At 45.1% G+C, this 19678-nt stretch carries 14 protein-coding genes and 2 pseudogenes; 3 read left to right on the top strand and 13 right to left on the bottom strand.

Features of this window, described 5'->3' with window-relative positions:
- Positions 1-35: 35 nt before the first annotated feature.
- The 10 genes and pseudogenes from AC1DLM_RS11250 to AC1DLM_RS11205 form a co-directional block, all read right to left on the bottom strand.
- Complete coding sequence (locus AC1DLM_RS11250; RefSeq protein ID WP_441989183.1) at positions 36-686, bottom strand: SGNH/GDSL hydrolase family protein; 651 nt, start codon at positions 684-686, stop codon at positions 36-38.
- Positions 687-835: 149 nt separating this feature from the next.
- Positions 836-2395 (bottom strand): extracellular solute-binding protein, encoded by a 1560-nt coding sequence (locus tag AC1DLM_RS11245; protein ID WP_477569941.1) that lies wholly within the window; start codon positions 2393-2395, stop codon positions 836-838.
- Positions 2396-2514: 119 nt separating this feature from the next.
- A complete protein-coding gene (locus AC1DLM_RS11240) occupies positions 2515-3396 on the bottom strand; it encodes a carbohydrate ABC transporter permease (protein ID WP_441989181.1) in 882 nt (293 codons plus the stop codon).
- Positions 3397-3415: 19 nt separating this feature from the next.
- Complete coding sequence (locus AC1DLM_RS11235) at positions 3416-4408, bottom strand: ABC transporter permease (protein ID WP_441989180.1); 993 nt, start codon at positions 4406-4408, stop codon at positions 3416-3418.
- Between the two features lie 475 nt (positions 4409-4883).
- Positions 4884-8000, bottom strand: a complete 3117-nt coding sequence (locus tag AC1DLM_RS11230) for a glycoside hydrolase family 2 TIM barrel-domain containing protein (protein ID WP_477569940.1) — start codon at positions 7998-8000, stop codon at positions 4884-4886.
- A 44-nt stretch (positions 8001-8044) separates the two neighbouring features.
- The gene (locus AC1DLM_RS11225) at positions 8045-9796 is read right to left on the bottom strand and encodes a sensor histidine kinase (RefSeq protein WP_441989178.1); all 1752 of its coding nucleotides are present in this window, start codon (positions 9794-9796) and stop codon (positions 8045-8047) included.
- A gap of 228 nt (positions 9797-10024) precedes the next feature.
- On the bottom strand, positions 10025-11515 hold the full coding sequence (gene glpK, locus AC1DLM_RS11220) for a glycerol kinase GlpK (RefSeq protein ID WP_477569939.1): 1491 nt from the start codon (positions 11513-11515) through the stop codon (positions 10025-10027).
- 5 nt (positions 11516-11520) lie between these two features.
- The gene (locus tag AC1DLM_RS11215) at positions 11521-12462 is read right to left on the bottom strand and encodes a transketolase family protein (RefSeq protein ID WP_477569938.1); all 942 of its coding nucleotides are present in this window, start codon (positions 12460-12462) and stop codon (positions 11521-11523) included.
- A pseudogene (locus AC1DLM_RS11210) lies at positions 12463-13317 on the bottom strand (transketolase); the annotation flags it as partial.
- Between the two features lie 7 nt (positions 13318-13324).
- On the bottom strand, positions 13325-14758 hold the full coding sequence (locus AC1DLM_RS11205) for an L-fucose/L-arabinose isomerase family protein (protein WP_441989175.1): 1434 nt from the start codon (positions 14756-14758) through the stop codon (positions 13325-13327).
- Positions 14759-15030: 272 nt separating this feature from the next.
- Between AC1DLM_RS11205 and AC1DLM_RS11200 the strand changes: the two genes are divergently transcribed.
- From AC1DLM_RS11200 to AC1DLM_RS11190, 3 genes are read left to right on the top strand one after another with little or no spacing between them, the layout of a single operon-like run.
- On the top strand, positions 15031-16080 hold the full coding sequence (locus tag AC1DLM_RS11200; RefSeq protein ID WP_477569937.1) for a LacI family DNA-binding transcriptional regulator: 1050 nt from the start codon (positions 15031-15033) through the stop codon (positions 16078-16080).
- A gap of 14 nt (positions 16081-16094) precedes the next feature.
- On the top strand, positions 16095-17213 hold the full coding sequence (locus AC1DLM_RS11195; RefSeq protein WP_441989173.1) for a fatty acid desaturase family protein: 1119 nt from the start codon (positions 16095-16097) through the stop codon (positions 17211-17213).
- Positions 17204-17524: a MocE family 2Fe-2S type ferredoxin gene (locus AC1DLM_RS11190; protein ID WP_441989172.1), complete on the top strand. Its 321-nt coding sequence runs from the start codon at positions 17204-17206 to the stop codon at positions 17522-17524. Before AC1DLM_RS11195 ends, AC1DLM_RS11190 begins: the two co-directional genes overlap by 10 nt.
- Positions 17525-17691: 167 nt before the next feature.
- On the opposite strand, the pseudogene AC1DLM_RS11185 reads toward AC1DLM_RS11190, so the two are convergent.
- The 3 genes and pseudogenes from AC1DLM_RS11185 to AC1DLM_RS11175 all read right to left on the bottom strand — a co-directional run.
- A pseudogene (locus AC1DLM_RS11185) lies at positions 17692-17975 on the bottom strand (SDR family oxidoreductase); the annotation flags it as partial.
- Positions 17976-18017: 42 nt separating this feature from the next.
- Positions 18018-19187, bottom strand: coding sequence for an MFS transporter (locus AC1DLM_RS11180; protein WP_477569936.1), 1170 nt, complete (start codon positions 19185-19187; stop codon positions 18018-18020).
- 358 nt (positions 19188-19545) lie between these two features.
- Positions 19546-19678, bottom strand: a 133-nt coding sequence (locus tag AC1DLM_RS11175; RefSeq protein WP_477570011.1) for an adenine deaminase C-terminal domain-containing protein, incomplete at its 5' end; no start/stop codon positions are given.

Below are 19678 nucleotides of genomic sequence, written 5' to 3'. Positions count from 1 at the left end.
TAAAGATCCTCCTGAGATTCGGATATGAACATCCATTAAATTAAACCCTTTTGTTGAACCACAGATAACCATTGATTGGCCAAAAGCTGGTGTCCAGCGGAAGTCGGATGTACGCCGTCCCAAATCCAGTATGAAGCGTCAGCTCTGGAACAGGCTTCTTCGAAAGCCTTCTGGAGTGGAACGAATACAGCTTCGAATTCTTCGGCCAGGTCACGTACGGTTTGTTGGTATCCCTGCATCGTCTTCTTCCAGATGTCCCATCTTTCTGAAGTTGCTCCGGTTCTCAGGATGAACGGTTCGCACAAGACAAGCTTGGTATCCGGAAGAAATTCCCGGGTCTCTTTCATAAGTATATGGTACGTCCGCTCGAAACAGGCGGTGGTACCAATGGGTTCTCCGTTTATAGAGCTCCAAACGTCGTTTACTCCGATTAGGAGGCTGAGCAGGGTGGGCTTAATGCTGATGCAATCTTCGTTCCAGCGGGCATACAAATCAGAGACCCGATTGCCACTGACTCCACGGTTGACGAACTCAATAGGTTGTTCTGCAATATCGAAGCCCAACTTGGATCCGATAATAAAAGCATAGCCATGTCCCAGAATATGATTAGGATCGGTTGTCCTCCCTCGGTTCCCGTCCGTAATGGAATCCCCTTGAAATAACACAACTTTTTTACTAGTTGTCATAGTAATCTCTCCTAATAAATATGATCTTTTCCAAACCCCCTTGGATACCTAACAAACAGAATATGAATGACTCAATGGCCGAAATGCGCTTAAGCATTTCGGCCATATCGGCAATCTTCCAATTTTGTTACTGTTACCTCAAGATACGATTAAAAGTTTTTCTGATATTCTTTGTACTTCGCTGTAGCCCACGTTTCTAGCTTCGTTAGTCCAAGACTTTCAGCTTTCTTCAGCATTGTTTCGTATTGCGCTTTTGCTTCTGCTTCGGAAGCCGCCAAATAAATTTTCAATTCTTCGGTCGAGACCATGTTTGTGATTTGAGCTTCAATCACTTGCTCTTCTGTATCCGGTTCTGTAGCAACCAGACCCAGTGCCGGGTTAAATTTAAGCGCGGCTCTGGTGGCAAGACCCCAATTCGTCATTTGAGAACCCGGGGTATAACGTTGTAGCGCTTCGTTAACGCCGCTGCTGCCAATCAATCCCCACCAAACGACGCCCATTTTCTTTTGGATTTCAGCGTTGTTGAAATCATATTTCATAACCGGATATTTCTCTGCTTCGTTCCATTCCCAATCTTCGCCCTTAATACCGTAAAGTCCGAGTTTTTGTCCTTCTTCACTGTACATGTACTGCAGGAATTTAATTGCAGCTTCTGGATTTTTGTTCTTTTTCGTTATGTACATACCTGCCCAGCCGGATCCACCCATCGGAATACCCGCTTGGTCGCTAAGCAGCTTCGTCACTTGCGTCATTTTGAATGCTGCGCCAAGTTTCTCTAATTGAGGGTTAGTCATATCTGCATTTCCTCCGCCATGGGCAAAGGCTTTACCATTCAATACCAATTGATCATCTTGCTGAGCGTCCTTAAATGTGAAGTTCTCAGAAGTCATATATCCATTACGGTACAGATTGTTCATGTACAGGTAGTAATTCAAATAGTTTTTATCTTTCAGGTAGTATTTCGCAGCGCCGTCTATGTCCACGAATCCTTTGCCCTTTTTCAACCCGAAGTTGATGCGTAGATTTTGACCGATTTGATCTTTATCCCACACGAGTGGCACCATATCCGGATACTGTGCTTTCACTTTTCCCAGAACCGAGGTAAGATCATCCAAGTTATTTAGCGCTGGGTTTCCAATCTTATCCATAATGTCTTGCCGGAAAGTCATACCGTTCGCACCTGGTATTGCTTTCGGATTATCTTTCCATTCTTGCTCCGTGGAGAATGCATTGCGTATCGTATAGAAGTTGCCGTCAGGCATCGTGTTGACACCAATACGTTCTTTGCTAATCTTGAAATCCGGCGCATACTTCTTGATTAAGTCACCCAATGGATAGGATACATTACTGACGGCCATACGCGTCAGATCAGTCGCCGTATACACCAAATCAGGCAAATCGCCTGAAGCGATCAGAAGCGGCAGCTGCTTATCATCCGTAGCAACCTGGACGTTCAGCTTAACACCGGTTTTCTTTGTAATTTCTTCCGGTATCTTACCGCTCCAGTCCTTAAGCGACCACCATGGCATATTGACGAATACATTAAGCTCTACAATTTTTTGTTCTGCAACTTGTTTAGTAGCTTCTGGTTTAGTGGCATCTGGTTTGGTACTCTCTTTGCTAGCATCACTATTGTTGCTGGTACAGGCTGTTAGCAACAGCATCCCAGCAAGCGCTATCAACCAACTCGATTTAAAAACCTTATTCATTGAAATTGCCTCCTTTTTATCTTCCCCATAGTTTAGCTGTGAAACGGAATAAAACCTTTGTCTCTGCGGTTTTAATCCGCGATCCACAACGTCATACACCAGAATCAACCTACTGCTGCTTACCCCTTTACGGAACCTATCATAATTCCTTGTACAAAATATTTTTGCAAAAATGGATACACGAGAAGGATCGGTATAACCGCGATTACCATTGCTGTAACCTGTATCGAGAAGGTTGTCACACCAGTAACGGCCGCAGCCCGTTCCGCAGAAGCCATATCAGTTGGAACCATACCTTGATTGATAACTTCCATCATTCGGTAGGTTAACGGCCGGAGCGAATCCTTGTTGACAAAATAAGCCGAATCCATCCATGAGTTCCATTGTCCTACGCCTATAAACAATCCCATTGCAGCAATTAGCGGCTTGGAGACCGGTATGATTATTTTTAAGAAAATGGTTAAATCTGAAGCCCCATCTATTCGCGCCGATTCCTCCATCTCCGCAGGTATCTCACGGAAGAACGAGACCGCAATAATGAGGAAGAAGATCGTCACTGCACCTGGAACAATATAAACCCAAAATGTATTGAGTAATCCTATGCTGCGCAGTACAACGTAATAKGGGATAAGTCCGCCCGACGTGTACATGGCAATGATAAAAAATGAAAAATAGAACTTTTGAAACACCAGTTTACGATACGCCAGTCCATACGCTGTCAAACACGTAAACAAGATCGTGACTCCCACTCCGACAACTGTCCTTAGCCCCGATACGCCAAAAGACTTTATCCACTTCGGATCGCTGAGAAACTTCTCATAATTGCTTAACGTAAATTCCCTTGGCCAAAAATAGATGCCTCCCAGCGAGGTGTCAAGCCCGTTATTGAATGAAATAATGATTAAATAATAAAAGGGGTACATCGTAACCAGCGCAATGATGACAAGTAAACTAATATTTACTGTATCAACGATGCGGTCTTCGATCGTTCTGCGATGCATATTTGACTCCTTTCCGCTGCTAGAACAAGCTGTTTTTGGTGACTTTTTTGGACAAGTAGTTGCTTCCGAATACAAGAATGATCGCGATAACCGACTGAAGCAAGTCGATTGCCGTCGCATAAGCATATCGTCCTTGAGCTAAGCCCATCTTGAACGCATAAGTTTGCAAGATCTCCGAGCGTTCATTATTGATCGCATTACCGAGCAAGTACGATTGCTCAAAGTTAGATCCAACAAGGCCTCCGCCAAGCATGCTTCCTACTGCCAGAATGAGTACGACTACAATCGTGCCCCGAATGCCAGGGAGTGTGATATGCCAGATGCGGCGCAGTCGACCGGCTCCATCCATCTCGGCCGCATCATACAGTGTAGGATCGAGACCGCTGATCGCTGCGAGGAAGATAATCGCCCACCAGCCTGCCTCTTTCCACATTGCCGTCGTGACGGCTAGTCCCCAGAAATATTCCGGACCGGACAGGAATGGAAGCGAATTCTCTACAATGCCTAATCCCTTCAATAAATCGTTTACAATTCCAGAATTGGTTGACAAGAAGACAACGAGCAACCCGGAAACAACGATCCACGAAATAAAATGAGGAAAGTAACTGACTGTCTGTGCGAAACGCTTAAAGAACTGAAGCCGAACTTCGTTAAACATAATGGCCAATATAATTGGCATCGGGAAGGTAAAAAACAACTTCAAAAGACTGATTGCCAGCGTATTCGTTACAATGAGTTCGAAATTGTAAGCGTGGACAAATTCCTTGAAATATTTGAGCCCAACCCAATCACTAGTAAAGATTCCTTGAATACCGCTCGAGATGGAATAATTTTTAAATGCCATCAAAATGCCGAACATCGGCAAGTAATTGAAGACGAAGACAATCAGCATTCCCGTTAAAACAAACAAATGAGCATATTTCTGTTTTACAATTTCACGCCAGATGGATCGTTTTACCGCAGGGAGCTGCCGTGTCCGTTGCGATGTGCTTATCTTCGTTAGCTGCTCCAAACTATCCTCACTCCTCCCTCTTCCCCCGACTCAAGCTGCCGCTTGGAGAATATGACTTTATTGTATAGTCGATAGAATGACATGAATAGTGTTGAAAACTTATATTCCAGCGATCATTTTTAAGGTTTTTGTAAGCGTAATCAAATTCCGCATTTTCTAAATTTGGAAAGTGAATATTTTTAATATCATTTCTTAATATTCTGAATTAGAACGTTATCAAAAAATGTGCGCGCGAAACAAGCCGACCGTTTACAACCCGGTCATGCTCGTCAAGGCCTTTGTTAGACGTACTCCCCGCACCCTATCCCCTTCCGTAAATAGCGCCAATAATTATCATATTCATATTATCTATCACACAACTGCCATCACTTATTGTTGGTAAAATATAATGCTTCCGCCAACTCAGCAGATCATTGCTTGTAATGCCGTTTGATAGCCAATGCCATCATAACCGACATACATCATGTAAAATTGGTCATTGTGCCTCATCGCTTGAGAAAGGCTTCATTCGAACCGTAAATTCCGTCGATTCAGGGGCCACCAGATAAGACGGCAACGTTGGGGCATAGCCGCAGCTATGATTGCCAATACCCGATTGTCTCCAATCGGCATTGATTTCCACTTCGCCCTGATGGATTAGATCAGAATGATGCCTGGCTTCGCTCAAAGCCCGGGTTGAATATCGGCTTACACCAACTTGCCCGAGCGGTATCCCCGCTCCCGCAATGAGCAGCCCAACGCCGTCTACATCCGCGACAGCAGCCCAACGCACGTCCGCCTTACTTCCACTCTCTTGCGGCTTAATATAGGGCACGAATTGCTCATCGACCGTTCCTTTGTACACGCCAAGCTTCCCGCTGTCTTTGCGATCAGCGTAACATTCGTGCGGGCCACGGCCGAACCATGAGAACCGATCGAATCGCTCCGGCATCACGAAGTGAATACCCACTCTTGGCAGAGGCGGCAGTCCTTCCTTCAAAGGTTCAAGCCGATTCTCCAGCTCCACTTCCCCGCTGACGTGAATCGTATATAGCTGCTCTACTTGGAATAATGGCCGGAAGCCTTTAACACTGAGCACGGAACGCGTCTTGATCTGAATGACAGTGTCGTCCTGTAGTGTCAATAACTCGACATTGCGAACGTAGGCTTCAAGCTCATGATAGCCTGCATCACGCCACTTCTTCGCTAGATGGACGTCATTATCAATCGGTGCCCGCCACAAATTGACGCGAGGTCCTTGCGCGATCAAAGATACACCTTTATAATCCCAAGCCGTTATTTCTCCTCTCAGCTTGTCGAACGTCAACGTGAAGACGTCGCCGTCAATGCGAATGATTCGATCGTACTCCACAGCGGACATTTCGGCCAACACCTCTGTGTCTGCGGTAGACTCCGAACAAGCCGAATTGTTCAGCGGCACGTCCGCCCAAGCCACCTCATGTCCTGCCTGCGCCCAATCCGTGGAATCGCGCAGGACGAAGCTGACATGCAGCCAATATTCACTGCGTCCATCTGTCGGGCGCGTGCAGAATGGAATCGTGACCAGCTCCTCTCCTCCTGCCGGAATATCCAGCGGTGCAAGCTCCCCTTCATCTAGTAGGATGCCATCACAATACACGCGCCAATGGATGGCAAGGTGTTTCAGCGAAACAATATCATAACGATTGCCTATCTGTAAGACGCCTTGCTCCGGTTGCACCGGATGAACGGTGACCGGTTCGATCGCCTTCTTGAATTCGATTATGGCGGGCTTGGGGCTACGGTCAGGGAACAGCAATCCGTCGATGCAGAAGTTGCCGCTATGAGGCTTATCACCGAAATCGCCACCATAGGCGTATTGGAGGCTTCCGTCGCTCGCACGGTGGCGAATCGCGAGATCTGTCCACTCCCAAATCAAACCGCCACAAAGACGGGGATATCGGTAGACGGTATCCCAATATTCTTTCTGATTGCCAAGTGCGTTGCCCATCGCATGCCCGAATTCCACCATCAGATAAGGTCGTGTCTCCTCCTTCTCACCTTCCGCGATCAGCATGTCTACCGAAGGATACATGGAGGAGATGATGTCGACGATCGGTGCATCCTTAGCCCGTTCATAATGAATCGGACGCGTCGGATCCGCCTCTCTCGTCCATGCAGCCATGGCGTCGTGATTGTCACCATAGCCCGACTCATTCCCGAGGGACCAGACAATGACGGAAGGATGGTTCTTGTCTCGCTCAACTAGACGAACCATCCGATCTAGGAAAGCCTCCTTCCACTCAGGATCCTCAGCCAACCTGCTTTCGTAAGCTGTCTTTTCGTCAGGATTGTTGATCCAACGACTGATCTCTCCAAGAAATACACAACCGTGCGTCTCCAAATCCGCTTCATCAATGACGTACAGCCCATATTGATCGCACAGATCGAGCCAGCGCTCATCGTTCGGATAATGAGAGCAACGAACGGTATTAATGTTATGCTGCTTCATCAGCGTAATGTCGCGAACCATCGCCTCCATCGTCGTTACATGACCGAGATCTGGATCGAATTCGTTACGGTTCACTCCGCGAAAGATGACCGGCCTGTCGTTGACGAGCAGACGCCCCCCCTTCACTTTCACGTCCCTAAAGCCAACTGTATAGCGATGTGCTTCTGCCACTTTACCTTCTGCATCGATCAATGTCAGCAGGAGCGTATAGAGAGCAGGCTGCTCAGCCGACCACAGCTCAGGGTCGCTTACTGGAAACTCGGCATGGACGACGGCTTCTGCACGAGGACTAGTTGCAGCGACGGCAAGCGTTGCGCTTGCAAGTTCATCCGCTGGTCCGAGCAGAACCGCATGAAGGTCGCAAGACTCTCCCGATCGGTCAGATCGATTCATGAAGGTGACGGCAAGCTCCAACACACCTTGCCGGTACGTCTCGTCGAGGCGAGTCCGAATGCGAACGTCGAACATATGCACAATGGGGACGGATAGCAGATATACGTCCCTAAATATCCCGCTCAATCGCCATTTATCTTGATCCTCGAGATAGCTGCCGGTCGACCATTGATAGACGCGTACCGCTAGCTTGTTCTCCCCAGAGCGGACAAAAGGCGTAATATCAAATTCCATCCGATTATGGCTGCCTTGACCGAAGCCGACTTCCTCACCGTTCACCCACAAATGAAATGCCGCATCCACACCGTCAAACGCGAGAATGACAGATCTGTCGATCCAGCTGTCAGGGATAATAAACATCCGAGCATAGCAGCCCGTTGGATTCATCTTCGGAATGAACGGCGGGTCAACCGGAAACGGATACTTGCTGCTGCTGTATAAGGGTACTCCGTAGCCGTGTAGCTGCCAATTCGACGGAACTGGGAGTGTATCCCACGCCTCGCAGTTAAACGTTTGTTCATAAAACCGTTCCGGGGTATCAAACGGGTTCTCCGAGTAATGAAATTTCCAATCTCCATTCAGACATCGATAAAACGGGGAGGCAGTTCGACCGTCCACCAAAGCCGCTTGTGCATTTGCGAACGGGATAGAAGCCGCCCTCGGACGCTCTGCGTTTAGTTGCAATATGTTTAAATTTTCAAAATCAGGAATACTGGACATAATTTTCATAGGATTATTCCTCCTTGCCTAAAGGCGGGCTTATTTAGCAATCGTTATCCCTCCGCTATTGAAAGTTTCAAGGTAAATGTCGTACCTTCTCCTTCGCGACTTTCAATAAGCATGCGCGTTTGTCCGCCGTAGAACGTACGAATACGTTCGCTAACATTATATAACCCGTGGCCGGAATTCTCGTTCTGCAGCGCTTGTCGATCCAATTCGTTGCCAAGAACGCCTCGAATCAATTCCAGACGTTCCTCCGAGATGCCGGGCCCATTGTCAGAGATAATGATCAAGAGCACAGCGTGTTCTCGTCTAATGACGATATCGATCTCCCCGCACTTGCGAATGCACCCGACGCCGTGCTGGATGCAATTTTCCACGATAGGCTGCAAAATGAACCTCGGACAGCGAATGTCGTCGATATTCGTCAATATCTGAATGGAGAAGCGTAGTCGATCCAACATGCGCAGCTTATGCATATCCAAATAATGCTGCACATTATCGATTTCGTGCCTCAGCATTGTATCATTATCTCCGGAATTCAGCGTATATCGAAGCAGCCTGCCAAACGTATATGTCGCATTGACCACTTCCTGATCGTTATTGATCTCAGCCAGCATACGGATCGATTCAAGCGTATTGTAAAGAAAATGGGGCTTAATCTGAGCTTGCAACACAAGATAGTCCGCCTCCCTCTTCATGAGCTCGGCTTTATGAACGGTATTTAACAGTTCGTCAATGCGATGGACAAGTGAATTGTAAGATCGGGTCAGAAAGTCAATTTCATCATTAGATGTTCCAACAACGTAAAAGGTTAGCTTGTTTTCGTCCACATGTCGCATATGCTTTGCCAAACCAAGAATTCGGCTAACGAGAGAGGTAGCCGTCGCGTAATAGATCCCCGTCAGCACTGCCAATGAAACCAGTAACGAAAGTGCGAGAATGAACACCTTGATTCGGATGTCAACGAATACTTCATCCATCTGACTGAAGAAGTAGAACGTCATTGAAAGCTCAGGGATTGATAACGTGTTCACAATCATCCTCTGTTTGCGCAAATAGGCGTAGCCTTGATTGCTTCCTTCGGCCATAGCCAGCAAGTCTGCATTCTGTTCGTCGTACAGCCCTTCCCCCCCGCTCATGTAGACTGTATCACCGCCTTGCACAATCTGCACTTGCATGTTCTGATTGACATCGACCGCCTTGAGGAAATTTCGCAGCAATGAATCATTTGTTATAATCTCCAACACAGCAAGCGGCTTCGTATAGCTGTTATTATAAACACGTTGGTAGTAGCTCAAGTTCGGAAGCAGGGTGATATCGGATCCGCTGTGACGCTGCCAGACTCCTTTATCAACATTAACATTGCTTAGCAAGGCGAGCGGCTTCTTATCCAATTGGTTCAGGTCCTCAAGTTCACCGTTGACGGAGCGGACCTCGTTTAAAGTTTTATACAGTTTAATAGATGAAATCTCGTTATGGTGCGATTGCGCATAAACAAATAGCGGACGAATGTCTTTGAGATAATTGTATACAGATTGTAGCTCTGAAGTATTGTAGCCACTAAGATAATCGATCAACTGCTGATTGTTCATGAACAGAGAATGAATCGATTCCACCTGATTCAGACTCGACCGGAACCCTTCACCAGCTTGAATGACCAGCTTCTGCTTGCCTTCCGAATACTCTTTTGTGACATCCATATAGAACTGATTGTACAAGTATCCGCCGAACACAATAATCGGCAGAATCACGAGTAGCAGGTATCCAAGCGCCATTTTCTGTACGATCCTCAAATTCTTCATTTCAACGGCCTTCCTTTGCATCCAGCAACCTTGATTGAAGAGCTTCCATCCTAGTAAACTTGACGATGACGTACATATTTATGCGAAGCTATATCGCTCACTTTAATGAAGAAACCATTTTGAAAATGTTCACAACATCACCTCTGGCTCCTCTGTTCAAAAGAAGTGAAGTGATCGCCATGTTCAATTCCGAAATGGTCACATGAAATGCAGCATTACAATCTCATTCTATCTCAATACAGAAACTATAGCTCTGTTCCAACCTGCCCTATACACGTCCCGTACTTCCGCATCTATCAATGGCAAATAGATCTGATAATTCGATTTGATCGTCATTACTTCCTCCCAAGAGGACCAGAATCCGATGCCGACACCACCAATATACGCGGAACCCATAGGCGATAATTCAGCAACTTCTGTTTTAACGACTTTCTTGCCAAGCAGATTGGATTGGAATTGCATCAAGCCTACATTCTCAGATGCTCCACCATCGGCACGCAATTCTTGAAGCTCAACATGGGTTTCATTCTCTATCAGATTAACAGCATCATTGACCTGATAAGCTATACTTTCAAGAGCTGCCCGAATGATATGGGCTTTGGTTGTTCCTCGATTCATTCCAGTAATTGAAGCCCTCGCGTAAGAATCCCAATAGGGTGCTCCGAGTCCAACGAAGGCCGGCACGAAGTAAACGCCTTCACTATCAGGAGCTTCTTGCAGCAATTCCTCCATTTCCTCGAAAGTACGGAATAATCCAAGATTATCACGTACCCATGCCAAGCAATCACCAGAGGTGCGAATAACAGCTTCAACGGCATACGTTACTTTTCCTCCAATCCCCCAAGCGATTGCACTTACTAATCCGTTCCCAGCTTGAACCGGCTTATTACCCACATTCATTAACACGGACGTCCCCGTGCCATAGGTTGCTTTAGCCATCCCGATATTGAAACATTGATTTCCGAACAGGGCTGCTTGAGAGTCTCCAATGACACCCGTGATTGGTACACGATTTTCACCGAATATAGTTGGGTCTTCTGTGTATCMGAATATATCATCTGACGATTTAACTTCAGGAAGCAAGCTGCTTGGGATTTCGAAAAGGTTGCAGAGCTCTTCATCCCATTCTAATGTATGARTATTAAATAGTGATGTACGGCTTGCATTGGTGTAATCCGTTGCATGCACGTTACCTTTAGTCAACTTCCATATTAACCAGCTGTCCATGGTTCCAGCTCTAAGATGTCCGGCAGCCATCTTATCCTGGATGCCTTCCACATGCCCAAGAATCCATCGCCATTTTGCAGCCGAGAAATACGGATCCAGCATTAAGCCGGTTTTGGATCTTACCCTATCCTCCGCACCTGTCGCCTTGTAAGCAGCACACATATCTGCGGTCCGTTGGCACTGCCATACAATGGCATGATAGACCGGAAGACCAGTCATAAGGTCCCATATGACAGCTGTTTCTCTCTGATTTGTAATCGTCATGGCGGCAATAGCCTCATAAGCAATCCCAGCGGAGCGTACAGCTTCATGAGCTGAGTGTTTTACATTGTTATAAATCTCCATCGGATCCTGTTCAACCCAGCCAGGTCGTGGATAGAATGTTGTATGTGAAACCGTACTACGCGTTATTATGGCACCCTCACGATCAACGATAAGTGCCTTCGTTCCAGATGTACTTTGATCAATAGCCAACAAATATGATTTATTCATCAAACTTACTCCTGTTTACCAAGCATTTTTAATGCGATTTGCTTAAGATTACTTTTGCTTATTCMATAATACTCGAATACTTCCGTACTTTTGCCAGCAATCGCTGGTTCATCAGGAATACCGATAATACGCATGGGAACCGGGTGATTTTGAACAATGACTTTGGCTACAGCTGCACCTAGTCCACCAAGAACGCTGTGTTCTTCTACCGTGATAATATGTCCTGTTTCTTCGGCAGCTTTAATAATTGCTTGTTCATCCAGTGGTTTAATGGTGTGCATATTGATGACCCTGCATGACATGCCAACCTGCTTTAGCTCCTCATGCACATCAAGCGCTACTCGAACAGTTTCTCCAGTGGCAATTATTGTGATATCTGTTCCTTCTCGCATCCTTACGGACTTTCCGATAATAAATTCATATTCGTGAGATTCATACACATCTTCAACGGCATTCCGACCGATGCGAATATAAACACCGCCGTTATGCTTTACAAGTGCTTCAGTCATACGTTTTGTTTCATGCCGATCAGCAGGCAAAATAACCGATAATCCTGGAATTGCACGTGCAACCGCAATATCCTGTACAGAATGGTGAGACATTCCCAATGCGCCATAACTAACTCCACCGCTAATACCAACCAGCTTTACATTAGTTCCCGAATAGGCAACGTCCACTTTGATCTGCTCAATGCTTCTCATACTCAGAAAGCAAGCTGGTGAAGTCACGAAGGGCTTTTTACCACTGTGTGCCAGTCCTGCAGATATCCCAACGATATTTTGCTCTGCTATACCCACTTCAACGAATTGATCTGGGTATGCTTTAGCGAAAGGTGCCATCGCTGCTGATCCCCTTGAATCACTAGCAAGCACCATAATGTCACGATCATCTTTGGCAAGCTCGAGAAGTGTTTCACAAATCACTTGGCGGTTAGGAATCGTGTTCATTTAACGTACCTCCCCCTTTTGTTCAAGTATCTCTAAAGTTGCAGTTAGCTCGGCTAGTGCTCTCCCTAATTCTAACTCATTTGGTACATGATGATGCCAGTGGGGGACATTCTCTGCAAAAGAAACTCCCTTGCCTTTCACTGTATTCGCCATGACTAATGTTGGCTTACCGGCTACTGCTGGAGCTGCTGCAAATGTTTCAACCAAGGCTTTCATATCATTGCCATCGATTGAAATAACGTTCCACCCGAATGCTACCCATTTATCTTCAAGTGGGTCCAGCCCCATAACCTCTTCTGTTGACCCACTTATTTGCAACCGATTCCGGTCAATAATAGCAATTAAATTATCMAATTTATAATGAGCGCCTGCCATAGCTGCTTCCCAAACCGAGCCTTCTGCTTGCTCACCATCTCCCATAAGACAATAAGTCCGATAGAACGCACAATCACGTTTAGCAGCAAGCGCCATTCCTACAGCGACTGCCAAACCATGGCCAAGTGCCCCCGTATTCATCTCGATACCAGGCACTTTGTTATTGGGGTGACCAATAAGCTTTGTGCCGAATTGGCTGAATGTGGCGAGGTCTGCTTTTGGGAAAAAGCCTCGATCCGCAAGTATGGACCAAAGAGATTCTACGGAATGCCCTTTGCTCAAGATAAACCGATCCCTGTCTTCAGCTTTTGGATTCATAGGATCTATGTTCATAATCCGATAATATAAGGCAGTCAATATGTCTGTATTGCTAAGTGAGCCGCCGGTATGGCCTGTTTTGGCAGTCGCAATCATTTGAAGTAAATCCATTCGGATTTGTGTTGCTTTGGCTTGCAGCGCTTTGATTTCCATATTTACAACCTCCTCCTTACAAACCCTTGCCTCTTAGCCATGCTTGAATTTCACTTTCTGTTGGATCTACAGGATCCGGTGTCAGCCCAGGAATATATTGACATGCCTCATATAAGGATGGAATCACGTTCGCATGAATCCCAACAGAATGATGCACATAAGGTCCTTTGACTAATTTTTCTTCCCAAAGTGGCCAATCATTGACTTCTACCCATACATAGGAACCTCGCGTATATGGCCCTTGTATACCATGAGCACGCCCAAGAAACAGTTGATAATCGCCATGATCTCCATCGAACCTAGCCAGCGTCATACCGCCGCCTTTAATTTCTCCTTCATGTGTTCCAGGTGCATGATCATCGAACAAAAAGTGCTTGCGTAGTTTAGGTTTCTCTTCTACAGAAAGTGATACTGGGAAGTTACCACAATGGAAGAGCAATTCACCATTGGCATTCTCCGGATGCCGGACCGTCAAATCAGCGAAGAAAGTTGGAGCTTGATTCATAGCAGCAGCTTGCACCATGACCGATGTGATCGCACCATGTATGTCTGTTTCGCATGTTACCGGAATTTGTTCATCTGTCAGAATCGCATTGGCTAAGCAAGGCATGATACCCATAGCTTCTTGTAAAGAAGACCAACATTGAATGGCAATCGCTGTACTGCCTGTTTGCAAGGCATATTGTTTCATCGCGACTTTTAATGCCGCGATCCGCCTTACGTCCGCTTCCGTCACCTCCGTCCAATCCAGTTTGGCTTTAATGTAATCGATAGCTTGAGCTAATTCAGAGGAATTCCCGTTCTCAACACGCTTGGATGCTCGCTGAATATCTACGAGTGTAATCGGATAAAGCTCAATGCCAAACCGTTCCAACAACTCGCCTTCGTTGCACATCATTGTCCAGAACGAAGATGGCCTTGGACCAATTTGCAGAATGCGAAGTGCGCGGAACTGACGAACAACATTAGCCGCTGAAATAAAATTCGAAAACCCTCTTTCAAGCACAGGGTCGTTCACACGTGTATTCGTTACATAGGAAAACGGCACATTAAAACGTCTCAGAACCTTACCAGTAGCAAATAGACCACACTGTGTATCGCGAAGCCTCATCCCGTCTTCGAGGGGTGCCTCATCACGCGGGCCCCACAAGAGCACAGGTTTTCCTAGCGCTTTACCTACACGTGCAACGGTATCCTCTGTACCGAAGTTGCAATGCGGGAAGAAAACAGCATCAACCTTCTCCTGACGAAACCGCTCGATAATGAGGTCAGCGTTAATATTGTCGTCGTATAAAAGACCTTCAGAATTAATTCCCTCAAGATCCACGATGTCGATATCGAGCCCAAAGCTTTGGATTTTCTCCTTAATAAGTACTTTGTACTTAAAAGCGTCTTCTGCACTAAAGACAAAGCGTCTTGTAGGTGCGTAGCCAAGTTTTAACTTTTTCAAATTGTATGCCCCCAGTTAGTTTAGTCATAAGTTTAGTTCTATTCGATAAACAAAACTAAACAAATAATTTAATTATTTTAGTGAATACTCAATAAAATATGATGTAAAACAAATCTAACACGGCATTTTTAACGCGTCAATCACATTTTTAGCTAACTTTAGTTTATTTTTATATAATCTTTAGTTAGATCGTTTCCCCCTATTGTACAAATGATCAATCTATTATAAACTAAACCTAACTAAACAACTTTAGCGAATGGGGATTAATTAATATGAAAATGGAAGATATCGCTAAACTAGCAGGCGTGTCCAAATCAGCTGTTTCGTTTGCTCTTAGTGGGAAACCTGGAATAAGCAATGAAACGCGAGAGCGCGTTCTTGAAATCGCTCGAGAAAACGGCTATGCACCCAAGCCGAGATTATCAACAAATGAAGGCTCCGTGAAATCCTTAACATTTTTGGTGTTTACGAATTCAGGGATCGTCCTCGAAGCGTACTACCAGCAACCTTTCTTTCGAGAATTGATTCATTTCATCGAAGAACGATGTCGGGCCAAAGGTTACTCTTTGCTTTTTTCAACAATCAATATGGGCAACTTCGAACAAGAAATTCGTACGTTTTCTGAGGATAATCAGAGTGATGGTGTCATTGTTCTTGGTACAAACCTAACCTCAGTTGATATATTGGAAATCGCAAATCGGCTAAGCCCTCGACTTGTCGTACTTGACAACTGTTTTGATACATTACCTGTTCATTTTGTCGGGATCAATAATAGGATGGGTGCTTATCAAGCGGGGGCTCACTTATGCAAATTGGGGCATCATGAAATCGGATATATAGCTTCAAATGTTCATATCCATAACTTCGAGGAGCGAAAAGAAGGTTTTCAAGAAGCACTTAAGGCATATGATAGACAGATCAATCCAGAACACTGCTTTTCTGTGGCACCGACAATGCTTTCATCACAGGATAATCTGAAAGCCCAAATCAAAACTTACTTGGAGACAGGTCGTAACCTGCCGACGGCTCTTTTTTGCGAATGTGATTATATCGCGATTAGTGCAATGAAAACATTAACCGAGCTTGGTATTCGGATACCAGAGGAAGTTTCCGTTATTGGATTTGATAACATTACAGAATCACAAATCATTTCACCTGAGTTAACAACGATCCATGTTGAGAAACAGCGAATGGCTCAATTAGCCGTAGATTTAGTTATTGAATCTATCGAAGTTGGGCTAGAAATAACATCCAAAATCAGGGTCGATACCCGGTTTGTTGAGCGACGTTCTTCGCACACAATGATGGCAACCACCTTATAGTGGAGGAGATTATCATGAGTATTCAGACAAGTTACCCTAGAGATTACCGTCTTACAGGACCAGAACGAGAACGCGCCATTGAAAAAGGACTATCTTCAGCAGAATGGTACAGCAGTCCCATCCCTCGCAAACGACTCAAGGAACTTATGCAGCGCCGAGATGGACCTGCGATTCGGGATACACTCATCTGGTTCGCTCTCCTGACTGGTATGGGAATATTAGCCTATCATTCGTGGGGCACCTGGTGGGCACTGCCTGCATTTTTCCTATATGGCATCCTCTACTCCTCTCCAGGTGATTCGCGGTGGCACGAATGTGGTCACGGAACAGCCTTCAAAACTTCATGGATGAATGAGCTTATCTATCAACTCGCATCCTTCATGGTGCTGCGTCCCGCTACGCCTTGGCGTTGGAGTCACACACGGCATCACACCGACACATATATTGTTGGTTTGGATCCAGAGATCGCTCAACCACGTCCACCTGTGTGGCGTATTATTGGCATGGAATTCCTTCATTTATACGGCGGACCCAAGGATATGAAGCGCATGTTCTTTCATTGCTTTGGCATTGTGGATGAGGAACAACGAACTTATTTACCACCATCTGAATTTCGTAAAACGTTCTGGGAAGCTCGGGTCTATGTCCTCATATTCTTAATTGTCATTGGACTTTGTATCTTCACTGGAAGTATTTTACCAGCTATGTTCATTGTCCTTCCTTCTTTTTACGGTGCTTCCTTAATGCTGACTTTCGGTCTCTTACAACACCTCGGTTTACATGAAGATGTTCTAGACCACCGCTTGAATTCGCGGACAATCTATATGAATCCCATTTTCAGATTTCTGTATTGGAATATGAATTACCATATTGAACACCACATGTTTCCTATGGTGCCTTATCATGCACTGCCTCTGCTGCACGAAGAACTCAAGGAAGACTTTCCTCAGCCGAATCGAAGTGTGTGGGAGGCAGTCAAGGAAGTAACGGATGCCTTGATTCGTCAAGGCAAAGATCCTGGGTATACAATCCAGCGTATTCTTCCAGCCTCAGCTCAGCCTTACAAGTATGGATCAGCGAAGTGTACTCCAACAGAGGCGGAAATTATCGGGAGGGAATTAACATGCAATTAAAAGGTTGGATTGAAGCATGCACAGTGAATGACATTGAGCAAGAGGATGTGATTCGGTTCGATTACGAGAACCGAACCTTTGCCATTTATCGCTCACAGGACAATGGCTATTATGCGACTGATGGCTTTTGCACACACGAGAAGGTGCATCTCGCTAATGGACTCGTCATTGGTCATTTGATTGAGTGTCCGAAGCACAATGGCCGATTCGACTATACGACGGGTCAGGCCAGTAGGAAGCCAGCCTGTGAGCAATTGACTACCTATCCCGTACAAGTGGTAACAGACAAGGTGTACATTCAAATCAATTAAATACGCTGCTGGCATAAGCTTGTATCAACAAAAGAAATGGATTGCCTTAAAATCAGCAATCCATTTCTTTATTTCTGTATGTTTCTTACAACAACCGCCCATCCCGAAACCTCACAACCCGCTTCGCCTGTTATTAAATGGTTACTAGCTGCCGCTCAGCGCCTCTCTTACCAATTGATCGCTTTTCCATCTCTGAAGAATCCTCCMTGGGGTCCCTCAGGTCCAATCGTCGCTAACCAAAGGATAGACTCCGCTGCTTGATTGGGCTTTCGAGGGGCTGCTGGACCCCCATATCCGTTCTTACCCATCCCGGACAGACTGCGTTGATTTTGATATCGCCCTGGACTTCTACGGCAACCAATCGAGTCAATCCATTAAGGGCAAGTTTGGACAACTTGTAGGCCCCCACTCCTCGCTCCGACATCTCGTTCATCATTCCGTACTCGGATGATTGCTTATGATAAGCCCTCCTTCAATTTCAAATAGCAAGCCCTTATCTAGAAAGTTGTTGAGTAGAGGTAAACATGTACCTTCTTAGCAAAATGGTTACTGAACTCAATACCAATGAAAGTAATCCCACCATTACGACGTATTGTATACCCATTCCTGAGATAAATAACCCGCCAACAGCCGTACCCAAGGTTGTCCCTAAATTTGCTGCTGTTAGAAACAAGCCATTAGCGAAATCAGGTGCTTCTGGTGCTGCAGACATCATTAAGTATTGATTGATATTCCCTCCAATACCCGCTACTATACCCCAGATTAATGTAATGATGGCCATCGGAATGCTAAACTTTCCAAAGAAGAACAACACAATGTAAACAGCCCCCAAAACAAAAGGAAAAGCGACAACAGATCTCATGGCACGATTCGTGAGCAATTTACCTGCGACCACATTTCCGATTATATTGGCTCCGCCGTACATGAACAACATGAAACTAATTGTATTCATAGACATATTTGACACTATTTTCAGATATTCAGCAAGATAACTATAAACGCCAAAAACGGATGAATTGAACAAAATGACGGTCACAATGGAGAGCCAAGTAATTGTTTTTCTTAATACAGACAATTGAGCCCCGTAAGAAAGTCTATCCTTCACAGGCATAGATGGTATAAATATCAACGTAGCTAGGAAAACCACAACATTTACAACAGCAAAGAAAACCATTGCCATTTGTAGAGAGGATGCACTAGCAATAAAACTTGCAATAGGTACACCGATTACCATGCCGGCCGATACGCCAATAAGAATTTTGGAAACTGCTCTTGGCGCTTCTTCCTCGTTTACCGAATCAGCTGCTACCGTGAACGCTAATGAACAATAGACAGGGTGAAAAAAGGCTGGTATGACACGAGCAATTAATGCGATTGAAAAACTTGACGCAAAAATGGATACTATATTTCCCGCTACGAAAACGCCAAGTACGAGTAACATGACTTTCTTTCGATTGATCCCCGAAAACAATAACGGCATCGTTGGCCCGGATACTGCAACAGCTATGGCAAAAAAACTCACCAACCATCCTGCCTTGGAAATACTTATATGATAGTGTTCCGCAATGGAAGGCAGTATTCCAATAACTCCCATTTCGGTATTTAAGATGCCGAAAACGCCTACTGTCAGAATAAAAATAAGCAAATGATTTCGTTTTTGCAAAATAACAGAACCTCTCTTTTAAAAATTGCCCTCAAAGGAACCCGTTTAGAAAGCCACTACCTTCCAGCATTAACTGATCGATCGAAAATATGCTTATTCCCTGCTTCAATTTGATTGTTTAATCAACTCACGTTTATTATTCTAAACGGAAACGAAATACTTGCAATAATCAACTCCTCACGATGTGTGGATTACTCAACAAACCATCAAAAACTGCCGATTATCTAAACACTCTTAGGGAAATGAAGATAACTGTATCAAGCTATACTAATTAAATAGCCACGTAGAAATTAAAAAAAGTGAATGTTCACAAAAGTGAACATTCACTACCGATTTTTATTTTTCTTGATCATTTGCTCTATTGAATAATAAGTGGGACTACCTTGCCCTGATTCACATCGATTAAACCGAAGTCCGTAATTTTCAAAGCCGGACTTACCGGTAGAGAGTGCGTACTGATGGACATGATGGGATTATAATGCTGATAGCGC

The organism is Paenibacillus sp. 01T442 (assembly GCF_056398345.1).
The sequence above is the reverse complement of the archived record's forward strand: the minus strand, read 5'-3'. Positions and strand labels throughout refer to the sequence as shown.